The sequence below is a fragment of the Methylobrevis albus genome (assembly GCF_015904235.1).
In the GTDB taxonomy this organism is placed as follows: Bacteria; Pseudomonadota; Alphaproteobacteria; order Rhizobiales; family Pleomorphomonadaceae; genus Methylobrevis_A; species Methylobrevis_A albus.
In genome coordinates this window covers 170,656-191,195 of sequence record NZ_JADZLT010000054.1, presented here as the reverse complement: position 1 = coordinate 191,195, position 20,540 = coordinate 170,656, and the positions used below count along the sequence as shown (strand labels likewise).

20 protein-coding genes are annotated in these 20,540 nt (G+C 69.6%); 14 read left to right on the top strand and 6 right to left on the bottom strand.

Features of this window, described 5'->3' with window-relative positions:
• Positions 1–210: 210 nt before the first annotated feature.
• From I5731_RS16540 to I5731_RS16525, 4 genes are all read left to right on the top strand, one after another.
• Entirely contained in the window at positions 211–2,058 is a 1,848-nt protein-coding gene (locus I5731_RS16540; protein WP_197312512.1) for a M3 family oligoendopeptidase, read from the top strand.
• A 249-nt stretch (positions 2,059–2,307) separates the two neighbouring features.
• A complete protein-coding gene (locus I5731_RS16535; protein ID WP_197312511.1) occupies positions 2,308–2,844 on the top strand; it encodes a rhodanese family protein in 537 nt (178 codons plus the stop codon).
• Between the two features lie 84 nt (positions 2,845–2,928).
• Entirely contained in the window at positions 2,929–3,153 is a 225-nt protein-coding gene (locus tag I5731_RS16530; protein WP_197312510.1) for an AbrB/MazE/SpoVT family DNA-binding domain-containing protein, read from the top strand.
• Entirely contained in the window at positions 3,150–3,527 is a 378-nt protein-coding gene (locus tag I5731_RS16525; RefSeq protein ID WP_197312509.1) for a type II toxin-antitoxin system death-on-curing family toxin, read from the top strand. The genes I5731_RS16530 and I5731_RS16525 overlap by 4 nt, the downstream gene beginning before the upstream one ends.
• A gap of 100 nt (positions 3,528–3,627) precedes the next feature.
• Here I5731_RS16525 and I5731_RS16520 read toward each other — a convergent pair whose 3' ends face one another.
• Positions 3,628–5,619: a PhoX family protein gene (locus I5731_RS16520; RefSeq protein ID WP_197312508.1), complete on the bottom strand. Its 1,992-nt coding sequence runs from the start codon at positions 5,617–5,619 to the stop codon at positions 3,628–3,630.
• Between the two features lie 177 nt (positions 5,620–5,796).
• On the opposite strand from I5731_RS16520, the gene I5731_RS16515 reads away from it, so the two are divergent.
• The 6 genes from I5731_RS16515 to I5731_RS16490 all read left to right on the top strand — a co-directional run bounded on the left by I5731_RS16515 (position 5,797) and on the right by I5731_RS16490 (position 11,378).
• Positions 5,797–7,167 carry an ABC1 kinase family protein gene (locus tag I5731_RS16515; RefSeq protein WP_197312507.1) on the top strand — a complete coding sequence of 457 codons (1,371 nt, stop codon included), beginning with the start codon at positions 5,797–5,799 and terminating at the stop codon, positions 7,165–7,167.
• Positions 7,168–7,476: 309 nt separating this feature from the next.
• Entirely contained in the window at positions 7,477–7,620 is a 144-nt protein-coding gene (locus I5731_RS16510) for an aa3-type cytochrome c oxidase subunit IV (protein ID WP_197312506.1), read from the top strand.
• A 112-nt stretch (positions 7,621–7,732) separates the two neighbouring features.
• Positions 7,733–8,866 (top strand): Re/Si-specific NAD(P)(+) transhydrogenase subunit alpha, encoded by a 1,134-nt coding sequence (locus I5731_RS16505; RefSeq protein WP_197312505.1) that lies wholly within the window; start codon positions 7,733–7,735, stop codon positions 8,864–8,866.
• A gap of 11 nt (positions 8,867–8,877) precedes the next feature.
• Positions 8,878–9,357, top strand: a complete 480-nt coding sequence (locus tag I5731_RS16500) for an NAD(P) transhydrogenase subunit alpha (RefSeq protein ID WP_197312504.1) — start codon at positions 8,878–8,880, stop codon at positions 9,355–9,357.
• A gap of 5 nt (positions 9,358–9,362) precedes the next feature.
• Entirely contained in the window at positions 9,363–10,760 is a 1,398-nt protein-coding gene (locus I5731_RS16495) for an NAD(P)(+) transhydrogenase (Re/Si-specific) subunit beta (protein WP_197312503.1), read from the top strand.
• 144 nt (positions 10,761–10,904) lie between these two features.
• Positions 10,905–11,378: a tetratricopeptide repeat protein gene (locus I5731_RS16490; protein ID WP_197312502.1), complete on the top strand. Its 474-nt coding sequence runs from the start codon at positions 10,905–10,907 to the stop codon at positions 11,376–11,378.
• 42 nt (positions 11,379–11,420) lie between these two features.
• Here I5731_RS16490 and I5731_RS16485 read toward each other — a convergent pair whose 3' ends face one another.
• Both I5731_RS16485 and rpsU read right to left on the bottom strand, forming a co-directional pair.
• On the bottom strand, positions 11,421–12,296 hold the full coding sequence (locus tag I5731_RS16485; RefSeq protein WP_197312501.1) for a tetratricopeptide repeat protein: 876 nt from the start codon (positions 12,294–12,296) through the stop codon (positions 11,421–11,423).
• A gap of 469 nt (positions 12,297–12,765) precedes the next feature.
• Entirely contained in the window at positions 12,766–12,996 is a 231-nt protein-coding gene (gene rpsU / locus I5731_RS16480; RefSeq protein WP_197312500.1) for a 30S ribosomal protein S21, read from the bottom strand.
• A gap of 427 nt (positions 12,997–13,423) precedes the next feature.
• On the opposite strand from rpsU, the gene I5731_RS16475 reads away from it, so the two are divergent.
• On the top strand, positions 13,424–15,448 hold the full coding sequence (locus I5731_RS16475) for a DUF882 domain-containing protein (RefSeq protein ID WP_197312499.1): 2,025 nt from the start codon (positions 13,424–13,426) through the stop codon (positions 15,446–15,448).
• Positions 15,449–15,594: 146 nt separating this feature from the next.
• Here I5731_RS16475 and I5731_RS16470 read toward each other — a convergent pair whose 3' ends face one another.
• The 3 genes from I5731_RS16470 to I5731_RS16460 form a co-directional block, all read right to left on the bottom strand.
• Positions 15,595–15,855: a DUF2312 domain-containing protein gene (locus I5731_RS16470; RefSeq protein WP_197312498.1), complete on the bottom strand. Its 261-nt coding sequence runs from the start codon at positions 15,853–15,855 to the stop codon at positions 15,595–15,597.
• Between the two features lie 159 nt (positions 15,856–16,014).
• A complete protein-coding gene (locus I5731_RS16465) occupies positions 16,015–16,323 on the bottom strand; it encodes a DUF1244 domain-containing protein (RefSeq protein ID WP_197312497.1) in 309 nt (102 codons plus the stop codon).
• A 42-nt stretch (positions 16,324–16,365) separates the two neighbouring features.
• Positions 16,366–17,214 carry an N-formylglutamate amidohydrolase gene (locus I5731_RS16460; RefSeq protein ID WP_197312496.1) on the bottom strand — a complete coding sequence of 283 codons (849 nt, stop codon included), beginning with the start codon at positions 17,212–17,214 and terminating at the stop codon, positions 16,366–16,368.
• A gap of 221 nt (positions 17,215–17,435) precedes the next feature.
• On the opposite strand from I5731_RS16460, the gene I5731_RS16455 reads away from it, so the two are divergent.
• Genes I5731_RS16455 through pyk form a run of 3 tightly spaced genes read left to right on the top strand, consistent with a single transcriptional unit; the run spans position 17,436 to position 20,501 of the window.
• Complete coding sequence (locus tag I5731_RS16455; RefSeq protein ID WP_197312495.1) at positions 17,436–18,365, top strand: DMT family transporter; 930 nt, start codon at positions 17,436–17,438, stop codon at positions 18,363–18,365.
• A 10-nt stretch (positions 18,366–18,375) separates the two neighbouring features.
• Entirely contained in the window at positions 18,376–19,068 is a 693-nt protein-coding gene (locus I5731_RS20090) for a DUF1036 domain-containing protein (protein WP_407941848.1), read from the top strand.
• Positions 19,065–20,501 carry a pyruvate kinase gene (gene pyk, locus I5731_RS16445; RefSeq protein WP_197312494.1) on the top strand — a complete coding sequence of 479 codons (1,437 nt, stop codon included), beginning with the start codon at positions 19,065–19,067 and terminating at the stop codon, positions 20,499–20,501. The genes I5731_RS20090 and pyk overlap by 4 nt, the downstream gene beginning before the upstream one ends.
• Positions 20,502–20,540 lie beyond the last annotated feature (39 nt).

The window sequence follows — 20,540 nt, the reverse complement described above, 5'->3', positions numbered from 1 at the left end:
AACTGTCTCAATTCGGCGCAGCCTGCGCCCGGCTCGGTAAAGGTCCGCTTAACCCGGCCGGGACAATTCGACGTGATTTTCAAGCCTCGGCTCTATTTCGAGGATCGGTCGCCCCGACGTTGATCCCCCCGGCGCGGACCCGATATGAAGGGGCACAGCCCCGCGCCCGACGCCGATCCCGCGTCAGCCTGCGCCTCCGGAGTGCCGCGAATGACCGTGCGTTACGACCGTTTCGACCTGCCCCGCGCCCCTGCCGCTCCGGCGGCGGCGTCCGCCGGGCTCGGCGACCTGCCCGAATGGGATCTCTCGGCCCTTTATTCCGGCCCGGATGCGCCGGAGGTGTCGGCCGACGTCGGCCGGGCGCAAACCGATTCGGCCGCGTTCGCCGCCGCCCACAAGGGCAAGCTCGCCGGGCTGCTCGACAGCCCCGTCGGCGGCGCGGCGCTCGCCCGGGTGATCCGGGAGTACGAAGAGATCCAGGAACTGATGGGCCGGGTCATGTCCTATGCCGGCCTGCTCTATTCCGGCGACACCAGCGACCCGAAGCGCGCGAAGTTCTACGGCGACACCAGCGAGAAGCTGACGGCGGCGAGCTCGCAGCTGCTGTTCTTCGAGCTCGAGCTCAATCGCATCGACGACGCCGCGCTCGACGCGGCGCTCGCGGATCCGGAACTCGGTCACTACCGGCCGTGGATCGAGGACGTGCGCAAGGAAAAGCCGCACCAGCTGGAAGACCGGGTCGAGGAGCTGTTCCTCGAGAAGTCGATCACCGGGCGCGGCGCCTTCAACCGCCTGTTCGACGAGACGATGTCGGGCCTGCGCTTCACCGTCGAGGGCGAGGAGCTCTCGATCGAGCAGACGCTGCACCTGATGCAGGAGCCGGACGAGGCGAAGCGCAAGGTGGCGGCCGAGGCGCTCGGCAAGACGTTCAAGGACAATCTGCGCCTGTTCACGCTGATCACCAACACGCTGGCGAAGGACAAGGAGATCTCCGACCGCTGGCGCGGCTTCGAGGACATCGCCGATTCGCGGCATCTGTCGAACCGGGTCGAGCGCGAGGTGGTCGACGCGCTGGTCGAGGCGGTGCACACCGCCTATCCGCGCCTGTCGCACCGCTATTACGCGCTCAAGGCGAAGTGGATGGGCAAGGACAAGATCGCCTACTACGACCGCAACGCGCCGCTGCCGAACGCCGCGACGCGGCTCGTCGGCTGGGACGAGGCGCGCGAGACGGTGCTGACCGCCTATGGCCGCTTCTCGCCGGAGATGGCGGCGATCGCCAAGCGCTTCTTCGACGAGAGCTGGATCGATGCGCCGACCCGGCCGGGCAAGTCGCCGGGTGCGTTCGCACATCCGACCGTGCCGAGCGCGCATCCCTTCGTGCTGCTGAACTACATGGGCCGGACGCGGGACGTGATGACGCTGGCGCACGAACTCGGCCATGGCGTGCATCAGGTGCTCGCCGGCCCGAACGGCGCGCTGATGGCGCCGACCCCGCTGACGCTTGCCGAGACCGCCTCGGTGTTCGGCGAGATGCTGACCTTCCGCTCGCTGCTCGACGGCGCGAAGACCCCGGCCGAGCGGCGCACGATGCTCGCCTCGAAGGTCGAGGACATGATCAACACGGTCGTGCGGCAGATCGCCTTCTATACGTTCGAGCGCGAGATCCACACCGCGCGGAAATCGGGCGAGCTCACCTCCGAGCAGATCTGTGACATCTGGCTGAAGGTGCAGGGCGACAGCCTCGGCCCGGCGATCGAGTTCGGCCCCGGCTACGAGACCTTCTGGACCTACATCCCGCACTTCATCCATTCGCCGTTCTACGTCTACGCCTATGCGTTCGGCGATTGCCTGGTGAACTCGCTCTACGGCGTCTACGAGAAGGCCGAGCCGGGCTTCCAGGACAAGTACTTCGCGCTGCTCAAGGCCGGCGGCACCAAGCACCATTCGGAACTCCTCGCCCCCTTCGGCCTCGACGCCACCGACCCGGCGTTCTGGCAGATCGGCCTCAACATGATCGAGGGCATGATCGCGGAACTGGAAGCGATGGAAGCCTGAGCCGGGGCCGGCGGGTGCGGGAGGCTCTCCCGCGCCCGCCGATCGTGCGTCAGTGACGGGGCCGCGACTTCGCTTCCGCCCGCGCTGGTGGGCCTCCTCGAAAATGCGCCGATTTGCAAGCCGGGTGGGGGTAATCCGCCTCCCGGCTTCCTGGCTTGACATTTATATTAGAATTTACTAATTTAGCAAAATCAGATTTTAGGGGTGGTATCCTTACGGGTGCGGTTCCCCGCAGCAGGACGCAACGCCATGTCACTCGAAACCATTACGGCGCGGGACGCCGAAGCCCTCGTCGCCAAGGGCGCCACGCTGGTCGACATCCGCGACCGCGACGAACACGCCCGCGAAAACATCCCGGGGGCCGTGAACCGCCCCGTCGCAGCGCTCTCCGACGCCGCGATCACCGGCGACTGTGTCATCTTCCACTGCCGCTCCGGCAACCGGACCAGCGTCAACGCCGCGACGCTGAAAGCCGCGGTGGCCGAGGGGCGGGCCTATATTCTCGAAGGCGGTATCGAAGGCTGGAAGGACGCTGGCCTGCCGGTGCGCCGCGACCGCAGCCAGCCGATCGAGATCATGCGCCAGGTGCAGATCGGCGCCGGCAGCCTCGTGTTCATCGGGGTGATGCTCGGACTTTTCGTCGCGCCGGGCTTCTTTGCGATCCCGGCTTTTATCGGCGCCGGGCTCACGTTTGCCGGCATCACCGGCTGGTGCGGGATGGCGAAAGTGCTGGCGCTGATGCCCTGGAACCGGCGCGCCGCCACCGGGCCCGCCCTCTCGGCCTGACCTGAAAGCGTCGGCAGGGGCGTTGGCGGGGTGACCGAGTTATGTTATACGTAATGTATAACACGACTGCGCGGAGCCCTCGCCATGAAGCTCGAAATCAAGAAGATCGGCAACTCGACCGGTGTGATCCTGCCGAAGGAACTGCTGGCTCGGCTGAAGCTCGCTCAGGGCGATTGGCTGCACGTCACCGAACTGCCTGATCGGTCGGTCAAGCTCGGCCCTTATGATCCCGATCATGCCGAAGCGATGGAAGTCGCCCGGGAACTCTTCCGCGAGTATCAGGACACGTTCAAGGCGCTCGCCAAATGACCGAACCGCGATGGCTGGCGCCGGCGCTGGTGATCGACGTCCACGCGGAACAGCTCGCGCTGTTCGGCGGTCCGGCGGGCGTGCGCGACGAGAACCTGCTCGAGTCGGCGGTGATGCGGCCGCAGAACAAATGGGCCTACGGCGAGACGGACATCGCCGTTCTTGCCGCAGCTTACGCGTTTGGCCTCGCGCGCAATCACCCGTTCATCGACGGCAACAAGCGGGCGGCCTTCGCGGCGATGATGCTGTTCCTGCGCCTCAACGGCGTTCCGTTCCGCCCGTCGCCCGCCGAAGCAACGGCTGTCATCCTCGCCCTCGCCGCCGGCGAGGTGGACGAGGACGGGTTGGCGCGCTGGATCCGCGACCGGCTGTGAGAGCCATGGCCGGCTGATCGAAGCCGCCGCCCGCCACCTGAAACGACGAACGCCCGCTGCATCGCTGCAGCAGGCGTTCGCATTTCGGGGCCGATCAGACTCAGACGGCGATCTTGCCGCCGCCCTGCTTGGTGATCACGACGACGGCCGGACGCACCGGCATGTCGTCCTTGAAGTCGGGCCAGCGGGTCGAGAGGTCCTCGTAGTAGGACGGGCGGCCGAAGCCTTCCCAGTCGTCGCCACCGTCGCCCGGATGCTGGACCGCGACGAAGGCGGTCTCGTCGTCCGGCGTGAACAGCGGGCCGCACATCTCGGCGCCGACGGGCACGCGGAAGAACAGCTTCGAGGTGGCGCGGGCGTCGCCCTCGGTGTCGACGGCCCAGAGGCCGTCGGTGCGGCCGGTGGCCTTCGGCGAGTTGCCGTCGGTGGAAACCCAGAGCCGGCCGGCGCTGTCGACGGCGCAGTTGTCGGGCATGCCGAACCAGCCGTTCTTCGTGGTCTCGGTCGAGAAGGTGGCGCCGACCTCGGCGACCGACGGGTCGCCGCACTGCAGCAGCACTTCCCAGGTGCCGGTGGTGGCGGCGAAGTCGCCACCTTCTTCGGTGATCTCGATGATGTGGCCGAAGGCGTTCTTGGCGCGCGGGTTGGCGGCGTCGACCTGCTCGTCGGTGCGGCGGGTGTTGTTGGTCAGCATCACGTAGACCTTGCCGTTGACACCGTTGGGCTCGATGTCCTCGGGGCGGTCCATCTTGGTGGCGCCGAGCAGGTCGCCAGCGCGACGCGCCTCGATCACAACGTCGGCCTGGCTGGCAAAGCCGTTTTCGGGCGTCAGCGGGCCTTCGCCGTGGACGAGCGGCATCCAGGTCACCTTGCCGTCGGCGTCGAACTTCGCGACATAGAGCGTGCCCTCGTCGAGCAGGTCCATGTTGGCGGCGCGGTCGTCGGGGTTGTAGGTGCCGGCGGTGACGAACTTGTAGACGTAGTCGAAGCGCTCGTCGTCGCCGAGGTAGAACACGACGCGGCCGTCCTGCGCGACGATCGACTCCGCGCCCTCATGCTTGAAGCGGCCGAGGGCGGTGCGCTTCTTCGGCACGGAGTTCGGGTCCATCACGTCGACCTCGACCATCCAGCCGAAGCGATTCGGTTCGTTCGGCTCCTTGGAGACGTCGAAGCGGTCGTGGAAGTTGCCCCACTGGTAGGAGCCTTCCGGCACGCCGACGCGCTTGTAGTTGGCCGCTTCCGCATGGCCCTCGGGCAGCTCGCCGATGAAGTAGCCGTGGAAGTTCTCCTCGGCCAGGATGTAGGTGCCCCAGGGCGTGACGCCGCCGGCGCAGTTGTTGATGGTGCCGAGCACCTTGGTGCCCGACGGATCGGCGTTGGTCTTCAGGCGGTCGTGGCCGGCGGCGGGGCCGGTGACCAGCATCTCGGTCGAGGCGGTGATGCGACGGTTGAGCTTGCCGTCCAGCACCGGGCGCCACTTGCCGTTCTCGTTGATGATTTCGACGATCGTGCCGCCGTGCGCGGCCATCTCGATGTCGACGCGGGCCTGGTCCGCCGCGGCCACCTCGACCTTGCCGTCGACGATCGACACGATGCCGGCGAACATCAGGTGCTCGTTGGTGTACTCGTGGTTGACCACGAGCAGGCCGTGCTTCGCCGAGCCGTCCAGCGGGATGTAGCCGACGTAGTCGTTGTTGTAGCCGAACTGCTTCGCCTGGGCCTCGGCGCTCTGGTTGAGCGGGTCGAAGGCGGGGCTGTCGGGGAAGATCGCATCGCCCCAGCGCAGCAGCACGTCGGCGTCGTAGCCTTCGGCAACGTGATGGGTGGCGTCGATGCCGGCCTCGACCTCCTTGAAGGAGAAGGCGGAGCCGGTGGCGGCGCGGGCCTCGTCGGCCACCATCAGGGCGAGCGGGCTGACGGTTGCGGCGATCGCCGAGACGGCGAGCGAGCCCTTGAGGAAGCCGCGGCGCGAGAAGCGGGTGGCGATGATCTCGCCCATCGTCGGATTGAGGCTCTCGTTGTGGCCGTCGCCGACGACCTCCTCGAGCATTGAGGTGCGGAAGCCGCTGGTGCGCGGGGTGGCGCCGTCCATGTCGATCTCTCCTGAAGCCTGGAATTCGTGGTTCTTCGTTAGAACCATTCCAGTCCCTTAAGATCGGAAGGTCACAGACGCATGACAGCCGGGCGGGGGGAAAGCACTCGCCGCCGGGCGACAGCGGCGTCGGGCGACCTATCTAGACCGCAACGACAGTCACCATCGGAGACCGCGATGCCCCCGCCCGACGACCGCGAACGCAACCGCTTTTCCGCCCGGGCCGCCCGCTATGCGCGGGTCGGCACCAACATCGGCGGGGTTGCGGCGCGGATCGCCGGCCAGCGCCTGTTCGGCGGCGAGGACCAGGCCTCGGCGGCGGCGCTGGCGAGCGCGCTCGGCGGCCTCAAAGGGCCGATCATGAAGGTGGCGCAGCTGATCGCCACCATTCCCGACGCGGTGCCGCCGGAATATGCCGAGGAACTGGCGCAGTTGCAGTCCAACGCGCCGCCGATGGGGGCGGCCTTCGTCAAGCGGCGGATGGCGGCCGAGCTCGGGGTGGACTGGGAGAAGCGCTTCGGCTCGTTCGAGCGCACCCCGGCGCATGCCGCGTCGCTCGGCCAGGTGCACCGGGCGACCGACCTCGATGGCCGGGCGCTCGCGGTGAAGCTGCAGTATCCGGACATGTCCTCCGCGGTCGAGGCGGATCTCTCGCAGCTCGAACTGGTGTTCTCGCTGCACCGGCGGATGCGCCCGGCGATCGACACCTCGGAGATCCGCTCGGAGATCGCGGCGCGGATCCGCGAGGAGCTCGACTACGAGCGCGAGGCGAAACACGCCCGGCTCTACACCGACATTCTGAAGAGCACCGACGACGTGCGCGTGCCGCAGATCATGCCGGCGCTCTCGACCCGCCGCCTGCTGACGATGGAGTGGCTCGAGGGGCGCCGGCTGCTCGACTACAAGACCGCGCCGATCGAGACGCGCAACCGGATCGCGACGGCGATGTTCCGCGCCTGGTGGCATCCGCTCAGCCACTTCGGCGTCATCCACGGCGACCCGCACCTCGGCAACTACACGGCGTTCACCGGCGCGGACGGCCAACCGGCCGGCATCAACCTGCTCGACTACGGCTGCATCCGCATCTTCCCGCCGCGCTTTGTCGCCGGTGTCGTCGACCTCTACCGCGGCCTGCAGACCGGCGACGAGGAGCGCGTCGTCGAGGCCTACCGGTCGTGGGGGTTCAAGGGGCTGACCAAGGAGCTCGTCGGGATCCTCAACATCTGGGCGCGCTTCATCTATGGCCCGCTGCTCGATGACCGCACCCGCAGCGTCGCCGACGGCGTCAGCCCCGGCGCCTACGGCCGCAAGGAGGCGTTCCGGGTGCACCAGGCGCTGAAGGCGCAGGGGCCCGTCACCGTCCCGCGCGAGTTCGTCTTCATGGACCGCGCCGCGATCGGCCTCGGCGGCGTGTTCCTGCATCTCGCGGCGGAACTCAACTTCTTCCGGCTGTTCAACGACGAGATCGAGGGGTTTTCCATCGAGGCGCTCGCGGAGCGGCAGGGTGTGGCGCTGGCGCGGGCGGGGCTGGAGGCGGTGGAGGAGTAGCAGGCGTAGTCCTTGCCGTGGGGCCTCCCCCCTCCCTGTCCCTCCCCCGCTTCGCAGGAGAGGGGACGATGGGGGACAAGGCTTTCGTCAAACTTCGTATCGCCGAACCGAAGAGCTGCTATCGAAGGGATGCCATCCTCCTGCGTCCCCTCTCCTGCGAAGCGGGGGAGGGACAGGGAGGGGCACCCCACGGCACGACCCCTCGCGCCGCTTTGCCGCGCCCCGACCATCGGCCGGGCGGCGTTCCTTGCGGGCATCCCACCTTTTTGCCATAAAGCCCCACGCGTCACGCATGAGGGAGGATTCCACATGGCCGAACACGGCAACTCGCACGGCAATGCAATGGATTACGCCGAGCACGAGAAGACCTACAACCTGTTCATCGGCATGGTGAAGTGGGGCACGATCAGCGTCGTCGCGATCGTCGTTCTGATGGCGATCTTCCTCGTCTGAAATGTGACGGGGCGAGCATCCGCTCCCCCGACGGACTGGCGGCCCCGCCGCCCGACGCCGGCATGCGCTGCGCCCCGCCGCATGAGGTATCTACCGTTTCGGAGGAGGCTGAATGAAGATCGCCGTCCCGCTCGAGGTCCATCCAGAAGAGACCCGCGTCGCCGCGACGCCGGACACCGTGAAACGCTTCGTCGGCCTCGGGGCCGAGGTCGTGGTGCAGTCCGGTGCCGGCACGCTGTCGCGCATTCCCGACGCCGACTATGAGGCGGCCGGGGCCAGCATCGCGGCCACCGCCGCCGAGACCTATTCGGGCGCCGTCGTGGTGCTGAAGGTCCGCCGGCCCGCGGCCGAGGAACTGCCGCTGATCACCGGCGGCGCGCTCGTCGTCGCCACCATGGACCCCTACGGCAGCGAAGACGCCGTGAAGGCCATGGCCGAGGCCGGCATAGCCGCCGTCGCCATGGAATTCATGCCGCGCATCACCCGTGCGCAGGTGATGGACGTGCTCTCCAGCCAGGCGAACCTCGCCGGCTACCAGGCGGTGATCGATGCCGCCGGCGTCTACGACCGCGCCTTCCCGATGATGATGACGGCGGCCGGCACCGTGCCCGCCGCGCGCGTCTTCGTCATGGGCGCCGGCGTCGCCGGCCTGCAGGCGATCGCCACCGCCCGGCGCCTCGGCGCCGTCGTTTCCGCGACCGACGTCCGCCCCGCCTCCAAGGAGCAGGTCGAGAGCCTCGGGGCGAAGTTCGTCGCCGTCGAGGACGAGGAGTTCAAGGCGGCCGAGACCGCGGCGGGCTACGCCAAGCCGATGTCGGCCGAATACCAGGCGAAGCAGGCGGCCCTCGTCGCCGAGCACATCAGGAAGCAGGACGTGGTGATCACCACGGCGCTGATCCCCGGGCGCCCGGCGCCGCGGCTGGTGAGCTCCGCGATGATCGCGTCGATGCGCCCCGGCTCCGTCCTCGTCGACCTCGCGGTCGAGCGCGGCGGCAACGTCGAGGGCGCGGTCGCCGGCGAGATCGCCGAGGTCGGCGCGGTCCGGATCGTCGGCTACCGCAACGTCGCCGGCCGCATCGCCGCCACTGCGTCGCAGCTCTACGCCAAGAACCTCTTCGCCTTCGTCGAGACGCTGATCGACAAGGACACGAAGTCGCTCGCCGTCAACTGGGACGACGAGCTGGTCAAGGCCACCGTGCTCACGCGCGACGGCGCCGTCGTTCATCCCGCCTTCATCTCCGCCTGAGGGGGACCCCCATGGCCAATCTTTCGCCCGAAGAGGCGGTCGAGCGCGCCCGTGCGGCGGCCGACGCCGCTGCCGAAGCCGCGCGCCAGGCCGCTGACGCCGCCGCTGCCGCCGCGAGCTACGCCGACCAGATCGCCGCCCACCCCGCCGCCGACGGTGTCGGCGCCGCCGCGCACGCCCTGTCGGGCGGCGTGATCGACCCGTTCGTGTTCCGCCTCGCGATCTTCGTGCTGGCGATCTTCGTCGGCTACTACGTGGTCTGGCAGGTGACGCCGGCGCTGCACACGCCGCTGATGGCCGTCACCAACGCCATCTCCTCGGTGATCATCGTCGGCGCGCTGCTCGCCGTCGGCGTCGATCTCGCCGCCTCCGACGGTGCCGGCTTTGCCCGCGGCTTCGGCTTCATCGCGGTGGTGCTGGCGGCCGTCAACATCTTCGGCGGCTTCCTCGTCACCAGCCGCATGCTCGCCATGTACAAGAAGAAGGGGTGACGGGCATGTCCGCGAACATCACCGCGACCCTCTACCTCGTCTCCGGCGTCCTGTTCATCCTGGCGCTGCGCGGGCTGTCGAGCCCGGTCACCTCACGCAAGGGCAACATCTACGGCATGGTCGGCATGGCCATCGCCGTGCTGACGACCCTCGTCGCGATCCCGCCCTCCGCAGGCGCCTATATCCTGATCGTCGTCGGCCTCGCGCTCGGCGGCGGCATCGGCGCCGTGATCGCAAAACGCATCCCGATGACGGCGATGCCGCAGCTCGTCGCCGCCTTCCACAGCCTCGTCGGCCTTGCCGCCGTCATGGTGGCGGCCGGCGCGCTCTATGCGCCGTCGGCGCTCGGCATCGGCGAGGTCGGGGCGATCCACGGCCAGGCGCTGGTCGAGATGAGCCTCGGCGTCGCGATCGGCGCGATCACCTTCACCGGCTCGGTGATCGCCTTCCTGAAACTCGACGGGCGGATGAGCGGCAAGCCGATCATGCTGCCGTTCCGCCACGTCATCAACGGCGGCCTCGCCGTGCTGATCCTGGTGCTGGTCGTGGTGCTGGTGCAGACCGAGAGCCATCTCGTGTTCTGGCTGATCACGCTCGCCGCGCTGGCGCTCGGCGTGCTGATCATCGTGCCGATCGGCGGCGCCGACATGCCGGTGGTCGTCTCGATGCTGAACAGCTACTCCGGCTGGGCGGCGGCGGGCATCGGCTTCACCCTCGGCAACACCGCGCTGATCATCACCGGCGCGCTGGTCGGCTCGTCGGGTGCGATCCTCAGCTACATCATGTGCAAGGGCATGAACCGCTCGTTCATCTCGGTGATCCTCGGCGGCTTCGGCGGCGAGACCAGTTCGGCCGCCGGCGGCGCCGTCGACGACCGGCCGATGAAGCAGGGCTCGGCCGAGGACGCCGCCTTCATCATGAAGAACGCGTCGAAAGTCATCATCGTGCCGGGCTACGGCATGGCGGTGGCGCAGGCGCAGCACATCCTGCGCGAGATGGCCGACAAGCTGAAGCACGAGGGCGTCGAGGTGAAGTACGCCATCCACCCGGTGGCGGGGCGCATGCCCGGGCACATGAACGTGCTGCTCGCCGAGGCGAACGTGCCCTACGACGAGGTGTTCGAGCTCGAGGACATCAACTCCGAGTTCGCCCAGGCCGACGTCGCCTTCGTCATCGGCGCCAACGACGTCACCAACCCGGCCGCCCGCGACGACCCGTCCTCGCCGATCTACGGCATGCCGATCCTCGACGTCGACAAGGCGAAGACGGTGCTGTTCGTGAAGCGCGGCCGCGGCTCGGGCTATGCGGGCATCGAGAACGAGCTGTTCTTCCGCCCGAACACGATGATGCTGTTCGCCGACGCGAAGAAGATGGTCGAGACGATCGTCAAGAACATCGACTGACGCGGCGCATGGGGTCAGGAAAGGGCTCGGCCGCATGCGGCCGGGCCCTTTTTTGTGGAGCCCGCCGCGACGGGCGCCGCTGACAATTGCCCGACATGAACTTCGGCTAGAACAATCGCTTCCCAGCTGCCGGAGTACGCCGCCATGTCGCCGCGAGCCTCGTCGCTCTTGTCTGCTCTGATGGTCCTCTGCCTTGCGGGGGCAACCCCGGCGCTGGCGGTCGACACCAACGACGCCAGCGAGCCGGCCGCCGGCGAAATGCCGCCCGGCTACGCCGAAGCCGCCGCGCTGGTGAAAGAGGAACGCTTCGCTGAAGCGTTGCCGCTCTTGAAGCAGGCGGAATCGCTGCAGCCGGCCCATGCCGACACGCTGAACCTGCTCGGCTTCACCAGCCGGATGACCGGGGACGTCGTCGCCGCCCGCGGCTACTACGATCGCGCGCTCAAAATCGCGCCGAACCATCGCGGCGCGCGGGAGTATCGCGGCGAACTGTTCGTGAAAACCGGCGACCTCGCGGCGGCGCGGCGCGACCTTGCCGAACTCGAGCGGATCTGCGGCGTCGACTGCGAGGAATACCGCGAACTTGCCGACGCGATCGCGGCCGTCCCGGCGCCCTGACGGCGACGGGTCCGGCCGCGGCGGCAGCGAGGGGGCTACGCCTCACGCGCTCGCGTATTGCGCCAAGGCGCGCTTGGCCGGCTGGTAATTCGGGTCGAGCGAAGCGCCGCGGCGGACGGAGGCAAGGCCCGCTTCGCGCTGGCCGAGGCGGAGCTGGGCGATGCCGAGGTTGGTCCAGAACGCCGCCGATTCCTTGTTGCGGTTCACGGCCGCGGCGAAATCCTGCAGCGCTTCCTCGTCGCGGTTGAGCGCGAGCTTGCTCTGGCCGCGGCCGTTGAAGGCCTCGGGCAGGTTGGGGTCGAGCGCCATCGCGGTGGTGAAGTCCTCGATCGCGAGGTCGTGCCGGCCCTGCGACTGCAGCACCAGGGCGCGGTTGTAATAGGCACCGGCATCGGACGAGGACAGGCTGATCGCCGTCGCAAAATCCTGCAGGGCGAGTTCGGTCTGGCCGTTGGCACGGTAGAGCGCGCCGCGCTGGCGATAGGCCGAGCCGTACTGCGGATTGATGCGGATCGCGGCGTTGTAGTCGCCGAGGGCGAGATCGGCCCGGCCCATGCGGCGGTAGACGAGGCCGCGGTTGGCGTAGGCCTGGTAGAGGTTGGGGTCGATCGACAGCGCGGTGGAGAAATCGCGCAGCGCCTCGTTGTAGCGGCCGGAGCGCCCGAAGGCGGTGCCGCGAATGTTGTAGGCGCCGGCGTTGGACGGGTCCTGGGCGATCACGGCGGAGAGCGAGGAGATGTTCGCCTCGGAGCCGGCGCTCGGATCGACCGCCGCGCGGTCGAGTTCGGCCTCGGGCGAGGAACTCTGGCAGGCGGCCAGCGCCAGCGCGCCGGCCAGCGTCAGCGCCAGACGCAAGGTCCGGCGGTTTGCGCCAAAACCGGGTTCAATGCGCTTCTCGGCCTTGATCGTCGTCAGCATTCCAGCATTCTCCCGCCATCCGGCCCCGCGTGCCGCCGCCAGCCGCTCGCGTCGAGGTAAAAGGGTCGCCGGGCGTCGCCCGCCTCTGGGCAGCGGCCCGGCCGTGTCTCGAATCCGAATCATACCCGGTTCGCGCCGCCGGGACTCGCCCGAATTGCGCGGCGGCCGCCACCATCGCCGCGGCCGCCGTGCCGATCTTGCCTGCTGGAGCCGGCCGCGTCAGCAACCTTCGGCCCGCCGGTCGCCGGCGGAAGCGCGCCGCGCACGGGGCGTGCCGATCTTGCAACGGCCACGACGCCGGTCCGGTCCGCGGCGCAACGGGCGACACGGGCGCCGCGACCGTTACATGCCGCGCCGGGGTCGGGCAGGGCACAGCCGTCCGGCCATACGAAAAGAGACGGCCGTCGACACGGCCGCCTCCTCAGATTTCGATTGAGCCGCGGCACCGAGAACGGTGCCGCCCGCCGCATCAGCGGCGCGGGCTGGGCTTGCCCTGGATCAGGCCTTCGCGCTGGGCACGCTTGCGCGCCAGCTTGCGGGCGCGGCGAACGGCTTCCGCCTTCTCGCGAGCCCGCTTTTCCGAAGGCTTCTCGTAATGGCCGCGGAGCTTCATCTCGCGGAAGATGCCCTCGCGCTGCATCTTCTTCTTGAGCGCCTTGAGAGCCTGATCGACGTTGTTGTCGCGAACGAGTACCTGCACGCGTGACCTTCCGTTCAAGTCGAGGAGCGCCCCGTGGTCGGGGCTGGTCGGGCAGTCGCAACAAAGCTTTTGCCCACCTGCGGCCGCGCAGACCGCCTGAGTGGGTGGCGGTTTAGCAGAGACCGGCGCGGGTGTCCACGGCTGTCGGCGATCGGAGCGGCGAAATTCCGCTCTGCGCCGCGATTGCCGCGCCGCGCCGTGCGTATTTGTGCGGTCGACGCTGCAGGAGAACGGTGGGAGAACCTGTGTCTTGTACATATTGGCGCTTGGCGGCGGCGGCAAGCTGGCGTTATTGTGCACCGCGTTCTGTCGGCGAGGGGCCACGTCGACGGGGTCGAGAACGGTCTACGGTAAACCGGAGATTAACGCTTTGGGGCGTATTTTCGGATCGGGCTGGAGTAAACACCCTGAGACTTGGCAGGACCGCTTGAAACGGATCATCTCAAACTTCCCTGCGCAGGCCGCGGCGTTCACCGCCGATGCCGCCTTCGCTGCGAATCGCGCGCTCGTCGCGGCCGGATCGTTCTGCTTCGCGGTCCTTCGTCCCCAGAAGTTCGTTGCCGCGGCGCTCGCCGCGACGATGATCGCCAACGTCGCGGTGGTTCCGGCCGCTGCGGCCGACAACCGCACGCTCTCTCTCTATAATACCCACACCAAGGAACGGCTGACGGTCACGTTCAAGCAGAACGGCCGCTTCGTCGATGCCGGGCTGCGCCAGCTCAACGTCTTCCTGCGCGACTGGCGTCGCAACGAGCCGACCAAGATGGACCCCCGCCTGTTCGACACGGTGTGGGAAGTCTACCGGCAGTCGGGCGCGACACAGCCGATCCACGTGGTCTCGGCCTATCGCTCGCTCGCCACCAACGACATGCTGCGCTCGCGCTCCGGCGCCGTCGCCAAGCGCAGCCAGCACACCGCCGGCAAGGCGATGGACTTCTACATCCCCGGCACGAAGATCTCGACGCTGCGCACGGCCGCGCTTCGCCTGCAGCGTGGTGGCATCGGCTATTATCCGAGCGCCAACAATCCCTTCGTCCACGTCGACGTCGGCAGCGTGCGCCACTGGCCGCGCATGACCGAGAAGCAGCTGATGGCCGTCTTCCCGGACGGCAAGACGGTGCACGTGCCGACGACGGGTCGTCCGCTCCGCGGCTACCAGCAGGCGCTCGCCGAACTCAAGATCGATGCGCCCTACAGCGCCCCGCTCGCCTCGCGCAGCGGCGAGAAGAAGCGGCCGAAGGGCATCCTCGCGATGCTGTTCGACAGCGGCGAGGACGACGAGACCGAGGTGATGGCCGCGTCGGGCGCCGGTGGCGAAGAGGAAGCCGCCCCCGCGCGGCAGGAGCTGCGCGCAGCCCCGGCTCCGCAGCGGACCCGCGAACGCGCTCCGGTCGTGGTCGAGCAGCGTCCGGCCCCCGCGCCGGTGCCGCCCGCCGCGGTGGAACCGCCGGTCGTCGCCAGCCCGTCGCTGATGGCCCGGGCGCCGTTGCCGCCGCGGGCTCCGGCCGAGCGTCCGTCGGGCGTCAACTCGCTCGCCGAAGCGACGCTGCCCGCCAGCGCCGCGATCCCCGGCCGCTTCGCGCCGCCGGCCGAGCCGGCCGCCGAAACCGTCGTCGCCGTGGCCCCGCCGCCGGCGCCGCGCGGCAAGCCGGCCGAACTCGTCGCCCTGGCGCTCGCCGCCACGGAGGCGGAGAAGGCCAAGGCCGAGGAAGCCCGCATCACGGTTGCGAGTGCCGAAGCCGCCGCTGCCGAAGCGGAGGCGATCATGAAGGCGCAGGCCGAGGCCGTCGCCGCCCCGGTCGTCGCCGCGCTCACCATCACGCCGCGTCCGCGTCCGGCCACCGCCATCGCGGCGGAGGCCCCGGTCCAGGTGGCCGCGGCCGTGCCGCCGGTCGCCGGCGCCGCGGTGCCGACGCCGCAGCTGCGGCGCGGCCTGCCGACCGTCGATCCGCGTGAAGACGCGCGGCTCGCGCTCGCCGCCTTCTCGGGCGAGCCGGCGGAGGCGCAGGGCACCACGGCGCTCGGCTATGCCTCGCTGTCGGCCTCGGTGCCGGCGCCCCGGCCGATGTTCTCGGCGCGGACGGATGAAAAGCGCGTGCCGCGGCCCTCGCCGGTCGCCGCCGCCCACGCCAGCCTGCCGGCGACGACCACGATCGCCGCCGATCCCTTCGCGGTGCTGACGCAGTCGTTCCGCTTCGACGGGGGCGCGGTGTCTCTGTTCTCGCCGACGACGCTGGCCCGCCAGGCCGATGACGAGACGCTGGTGCATCCCGACCAGCAGCGCCTCGCGGCCCTTTTGACCAACCCCGCGACCGGTCTCCGGATCGGTTTCGGCGGCAAGCCCTACGGCGAGATGCGCACCACGGCCTTCTCCGGCGAGGCGATCGCCCGCCTGCGCGGCTGGCGTGTCGCGACGACGGACGCGCCGGCGGCGAAGGTCGCCAGCCGCTGAGCCTTCCTAGCTGATCGCGGTCCCCGCGCGGGTCCGCAGGCCACACGAAAAACGGGCGCTGCGGCAAGCGGCGCCCGTTTTTCGTTCGGAGCGATCATGGGCAGGAGGCGGGGCCGGTCCTTTCCGGTCCGGCCCGCGCTGCGGTCTTATTCTTCCGGGGTCGGCATCATGCCGAGGGCGGCGAGATAGAGCTCGAGGATAGTCTCTTGCTCCTCGCGCTCGGCCGGGTCCTTCTTGCGCAGGGCGATCACCTGCTTGAGGATCTTGGTGTCGAAGCCGTTGCCCTTCGCCTCGGCGTAGACGTCCTTGATGTCGTCGGCGATCGCCTTCTTCTCTTCTTCGAGCCGCTCGATGCGCTCGACGAAGGCGCGCAGCTGGTTCGCGGCGACGCCGCCGGTATCGGACATGATGGCCTCACAAGGTCGTTCAACAAAAGCGGACGGCCGGAACGGGTCCGGCCGGAGGGGCTGAGACGTGCCGCATGACCGCGCGTCCGTCAAGTCCGGGACGGTCCGCGCGGCGCATGGCTGGAGAGCCGCCGGCCCTGGATCGATGCGGTCGCCGGGTCAGTGCGCCGGCTTGTTCGCCTCGAAGGCGGCGGCCTGGGCGGGGCTCGCCTCCTTCTGGTGCAGCGCCCGCCAGTCCTCGTAGGGCATGCCGTAGACGACCTCGCGGCTCTCGTCCTTGCTGACGGCGAGGCCGCGCGCCTCCGCCGCCTCGCGGTACCAGTTCGAGAGGCAGTTGCGGCAGAAGCCGGCGAGATTCATCAGGTCGATGTTCTGGACGTCGCTGCGGCTGCCGAGATGTTCGAGCAGGCGGCGGAAGGCGGCCGCTTCGAGCTCGGTGCGGGTCGCTTCGTCATCGGGGATCGGCATGGTCGCGCACGTCTCCATCGTCGGGGGTCTGTCGGAAGCCGGTCAGCCGGCGCCGCGGAGCGGCGGGACCGGGCCGGCGCGTGAGCCGTACATGGCGACGTCGCCGAGCGCCGGCAAGGCGAGCAGCGGCGGCAGCAGCCGGGCGAGGCGTGCCGCCCAGGCGTCGGCGCCGGCGGCGTCGCCGATCAGGTCCTGGCGCACCTCGATCAGCACGTGCGGCAGGCCGCGGGCGGTGCCGTGCAGGAACATGGTGTCGTTGAGCAGGGCGCCGTCATAGGGCTCGTTGTCCCCGACGACGAGATCGCCCTCGGCCTCCAGCGCGGCGATCAGCGGCTTGGCGAGGCGCGGGTCCTCGTCCCAGAGCAGCGCCACGTGCCAGGGCCGCGGCCAGCCGCGCCAGACGGGGGTGAAGCTGTGCACGGAGAAGATCACCGGCACGAGGCCGGCGGCCTGCATCGCGTCGATCTCGGCGGCGATCGCGGTGTGATAGGGCCGGTGGAAGGTTTCGATACGGTGCTCGCGCTCGGCGGCGTCGACGTCGCGGTTGCCGGGCACCACGGCGCCGTCGGAGAGCCGCATGATCAGCGTCGGGTCGTCCTCGCCGCGGTTGGGGTCGATCAGCAGCCGCGAGAAGCGCGTCATCAGCCCGCGCGCGCCGAGCCGGGCGCACAGCCCGCGCGTCACCGCCTCGGCGCCGATGTCGTAGCCGATATGGCGCTCGAGCTCTGCCTGCGGCAGGCCGAGCGAGCCGTAGCCCGGCGGCAGCCGGTTGCTGGCGTGATCGCAGAGCACGAGCAGCGGGCCGCTGCCGTCGATGCGCTCGATTGGAGCGAATGGCGGGGCGAAGGGCGGGGCGGCGGCGGGGGAGAGCGGCGGGGAGAGGTCTGGCATGGCGCGATCATATCGGGGCGGCGGGGCGCTCGCCAGCGCGGCGACGGCGGGTCGTGCGTCCGGATCGCCGGCACTTTGTCGCCCGCCGGGGTGGATGACGGACCCAGGCGCGTTTGCAACGCGGGCCGAATGCTCTACGAAGGGATAAAGTCGCCCGCCTCGACCGTCCGCTTCGAACGGCCGCGCCGCTTCGCCGCCGCTTCCGGAAAACCCGCCGCACCATGACGACCGAGGGTACCGCCGTCCCGACCGCAGACGTGCCGCCGCGTACCGGCACGGGGCATCCGCTCGCGCTGCCGGCGCTGGTGCTGGGCGCGGCGGCGCTCGGCGTCTCGACGATCTTCGTGCGCCTCACCGACGTCGGCCCGTTCGCGAGTGCGTTCTGGCGCGTCGCGCTGGCGCTGCCGCTGATTCTGGTCTGGGCGCTGCGCGAGGGCGGCGCGGGATCGATCGCCGCGGCCTTCCGCAGCCCGGCCGTGCTGCTCGCGGGGCTGTTCTTCGCCGGCGACCTGATCTTCTGGCATCTGTCGCTGACGACGACGACGATCGCCAACGCCACCTTCCTCGCCACGATGGCGCCGATCTGGGTGGTGCTCGGCTCGTGGCTGTTCATCGGCGAGCCGGTGGAGCGCCACGTTGTGGTCGGGCTGTTCGTCTGTCTCGCCGGGGCGGCGCTGCTGATCGGCGGCAGCTGGCAGCTCGCGCCCGAGCGCCTCGCCGGCGACCTCTACGGCATCGTCACCTCGCTGTTCTTCGGCGGCTACTTCCTGTCGGTGCGGGTCGCGCGCCGCCGGCACGGCTCGGGGCCGACGGCGTTCGCCGGCTGCGTTGCCACGGCGACGGTGCTGCTGGTCGCCGCGGCGATCGCCGAGCCGGTGCTGCTGCCGGCGACCGTGGCGGGCGCCGCGGCGCTGGTCGGCCTTGCGGTGCTCGGCCAGGCGGCGGGGCAGGGGCTGCTCGCCTTCGCGCTCGGCCACGTCTCGGCGGCGTTCTCGTCGCTGGTGATCTTCCTCGAGGCCGTGGCGGCCGCCCTCGTCGCGTGGATGGTGTTCGACGAGCGCCTGACGCTCGACCAGGGCCTCGGCGGCCTGATGATTCTCGTCGGCATCGTCGCGGCGCGGCCCCGCTCCGCCGCCGTGACGCGATCGTGATCGGAGGGTCATGATGCCGCCGGATTTCGGCTCGCAACAGGAGACCGGAGCGGTGGACCACGGCGCGGCGACCGCTGCGGCGCGGCATTCGGCGTTGACACCCCTCGCCGGGGCACGCGATAAAAAGAGGCATCTACATATGGGGTTGCCCGAAAAAGCGATGATAGCGACCGGCGCTGGACCTTACGCGCCCGCGACCCCCTTTCAGCCGCCTGCGACGGCTCCCCGATCCGGGGCGGACGCGCCCGACCGGCGGCGCGGCCGGGGACGGCGCAGCGTCGTCATCGCGGCGGGCGCGCTTCTTGCTTATCTCGCGCTGCCGGCCGATGCCGCACTGGCGGACCTGCGTCTCTGCAACAAGACGGAGGCCACGGTCAGCGTGGCGATCGGCTACAAGGCGAAGGACGGCTGGACGACCGAAGGCTGGTGGAACATCCCCGGAAACAAGTGCAACACCCTGATCCCGGGGCCGTTGACGGCGCGGTACTACTATCTCTACGCGGTCGACGCCCGGCAGGGCGGCGAGTGGGGCGGCAAGGCCTTTCTCTGCACCCGTCGCAAGATGTTCACCATCCTCGGTACAGAAGACTGCGTAGCCCGTGGCTATGACAGGACGGGCTTCTTCGAGATCGACACGCAGGAACAGCGGGGCTGGACCGTCCAGCTGACCGAACCGACGCAAAGGGGTACGGCGGGCAAATGAGGCGCAATCGCAAGGTCAAGATTCTCGCCACTCTCGGTCCCTCGTCCTCGGACGCGGCCACGATCCGTCGTCTCTACGACGCCGGGGCCGACATCTTCCGCATCAACATGAGCCACACCAGCCACGAGAAGCTCGGCCAGCTGGTGGCGGCGATCCGCGAGGTCGAGGCCGACTGCGGCCGGCCGATCGCGATCCTCGCCGACCTGCAGGGCCCGAAGCTGCGCGTCGGCGCCTTCCCCGGCGGTGCGCCGACGCTGGAGATCGGTCAGCGCTTCGAGTTCGTCGCCGAGAAGATCGACGGCACCAAGGAGCGGGTCCACCTGCCGCATCCGGAAATCTTCGCCGGGCTGAAGCCCGGCCACGTCATCCTGATCGACGACGGCAAGCTGCGCCTGCGCACCGTCTCCTGCGACGGCAAGGTCGCGGTGACGACGGTCGAGGTCGGCGGCAAGATTTCCGACCGCAAGGGCGTCAGCCTGCCGGACACCACGATCGGCTCCTCGGCGCTGACGCCGAAGGACCATGCCGACCTGCTCGCCGCACTCGATGCCGGCGCCGACTGGATCGCGCTCTCTTTCGTGCAGCGGCCCGAGGACATCGAGGAGGTGAAGGTCATCGTCGGACGCAAGGCCGGCGTGCTCGCCAAGATCGAGAAGCCGCAGGCCGTGCAGCACCTCGACGCCATCATCCAGCAGGCCGACGCGCTGATGGTCGCCCGCGGCGACCTCGGCGTGGAAATGCCGCTGGAGCAGGTGCCCGGGCTGCAGAAGCGCATCACCCGCGCCGCGCGCCGCGCCGGCAAGCCGGTGGTGATCGCCACCCAGATGCTGGAATCGATGATCGGTTCGCCGGTGCCGACCCGCGCCGAGGTGTCGGACGTCGCGACCGCCGTGTTCGAGGGCGCCGACGCGATCATGCTCTCGGCCGAATCGGCCGCCGGCGCCTATCCGATCGACGCGGTGGCGACGATGGATCGCATCGCCGTCGAGGTCGAGCAGGACCCGATCTATACGACGATCGTCAATTCGCAGCGCGCCGAGCCGGAAGCGACCGGCGCCGACGTGATCTCGCAGGGCGCGCGCACCATCGCCGAGACCATGGGTCTCGCCGCGATCGTGTGCTTCACCGCGTCCGGTGCCACCGGCCTGCGCGTCGCGCGCGAGCGGCCGTTCACCCGGATCATCGCGCTGTCGCCGCAGCTCTCCACGGCGCGGCGGCTGCAGATCGTCTGGGGCCTGCACGCGGTGAACACGCCCGATGCGGAGAACCTCGCGGAACTCGTGCAGAAGGCGGCGCGCGTCTCGGGCGAGGAAGGCTTCACCGTGCCGGGTGACAAGATCATCATCACGGCCGGCGTGCCGCTGCAGACGCCGGGCGCGACCAACCTCCTGCGCATCGCGACCATCGCCCGCGACGGCATCAGCGGCATCTGAGGCGTCGCCCGCCCCTCTGGGCGGGCAACCCCGCCCGGC

Excerpts from the sequence above, each read along its gene's own strand:
- I5731_RS16540 (WP_197312512.1), top strand. The coding sequence starts at position 211 with ATGACCGTGCGTTACGACCGTTTCGACCTGCCCCGCGCCCCTGCCGCT.
- I5731_RS16535 (WP_197312511.1), top strand. The coding sequence starts at position 2,308 with ATGTCACTCGAAACCATTACGGCGCGGGACGCCGAAGCCCTCGTCGCC.
- I5731_RS16530 (WP_197312510.1), top strand. The coding sequence starts at position 2,929 with ATGAAGCTCGAAATCAAGAAGATCGGCAACTCGACCGGTGTGATCCTG.
- I5731_RS16525 (WP_197312509.1), top strand. The coding sequence starts at position 3,150 with ATGACCGAACCGCGATGGCTGGCGCCGGCGCTGGTGATCGACGTCCAC.
- I5731_RS16520 (WP_197312508.1), bottom strand. The coding sequence starts at position 5,619 with ATGGACGGCGCCACCCCGCGCACCAGCGGCTTCCGCACCTCAATGCTC.
- I5731_RS16515 (WP_197312507.1), top strand. The coding sequence starts at position 5,797 with ATGCCCCCGCCCGACGACCGCGAACGCAACCGCTTTTCCGCCCGGGCC.
- I5731_RS16510 (WP_197312506.1), top strand. The coding sequence starts at position 7,477 with ATGGCCGAACACGGCAACTCGCACGGCAATGCAATGGATTACGCCGAG.
- I5731_RS16505 (WP_197312505.1), top strand. The coding sequence starts at position 7,733 with ATGAAGATCGCCGTCCCGCTCGAGGTCCATCCAGAAGAGACCCGCGTC.
- I5731_RS16500 (WP_197312504.1), top strand. The coding sequence starts at position 8,878 with ATGGCCAATCTTTCGCCCGAAGAGGCGGTCGAGCGCGCCCGTGCGGCG.
- I5731_RS16495 (WP_197312503.1), top strand. The coding sequence starts at position 9,363 with ATGTCCGCGAACATCACCGCGACCCTCTACCTCGTCTCCGGCGTCCTG.
- I5731_RS16490 (WP_197312502.1), top strand. The coding sequence starts at position 10,905 with ATGTCGCCGCGAGCCTCGTCGCTCTTGTCTGCTCTGATGGTCCTCTGC.
- I5731_RS16485 (WP_197312501.1), bottom strand. The coding sequence starts at position 12,296 with ATGCTGACGACGATCAAGGCCGAGAAGCGCATTGAACCCGGTTTTGGC.
- I5731_RS16470 (WP_197312498.1), bottom strand. The coding sequence starts at position 15,855 with ATGTCCGATACCGGCGGCGTCGCCGCGAACCAGCTGCGCGCCTTCGTC.
- I5731_RS16465 (WP_197312497.1), bottom strand. The coding sequence starts at position 16,323 with ATGCCGATCCCCGATGACGAAGCGACCCGCACCGAGCTCGAAGCGGCC.
- I5731_RS16460 (WP_197312496.1), bottom strand. The coding sequence starts at position 17,214 with ATGCCAGACCTCTCCCCGCCGCTCTCCCCCGCCGCCGCCCCGCCCTTC.
- I5731_RS16455 (WP_197312495.1), top strand. The coding sequence starts at position 17,436 with ATGACGACCGAGGGTACCGCCGTCCCGACCGCAGACGTGCCGCCGCGT.
- I5731_RS20090 (WP_407941848.1), top strand. The coding sequence starts at position 18,376 with ATGATGCCGCCGGATTTCGGCTCGCAACAGGAGACCGGAGCGGTGGAC.
- pyk (WP_197312494.1), top strand. The coding sequence starts at position 19,065 with ATGAGGCGCAATCGCAAGGTCAAGATTCTCGCCACTCTCGGTCCCTCG.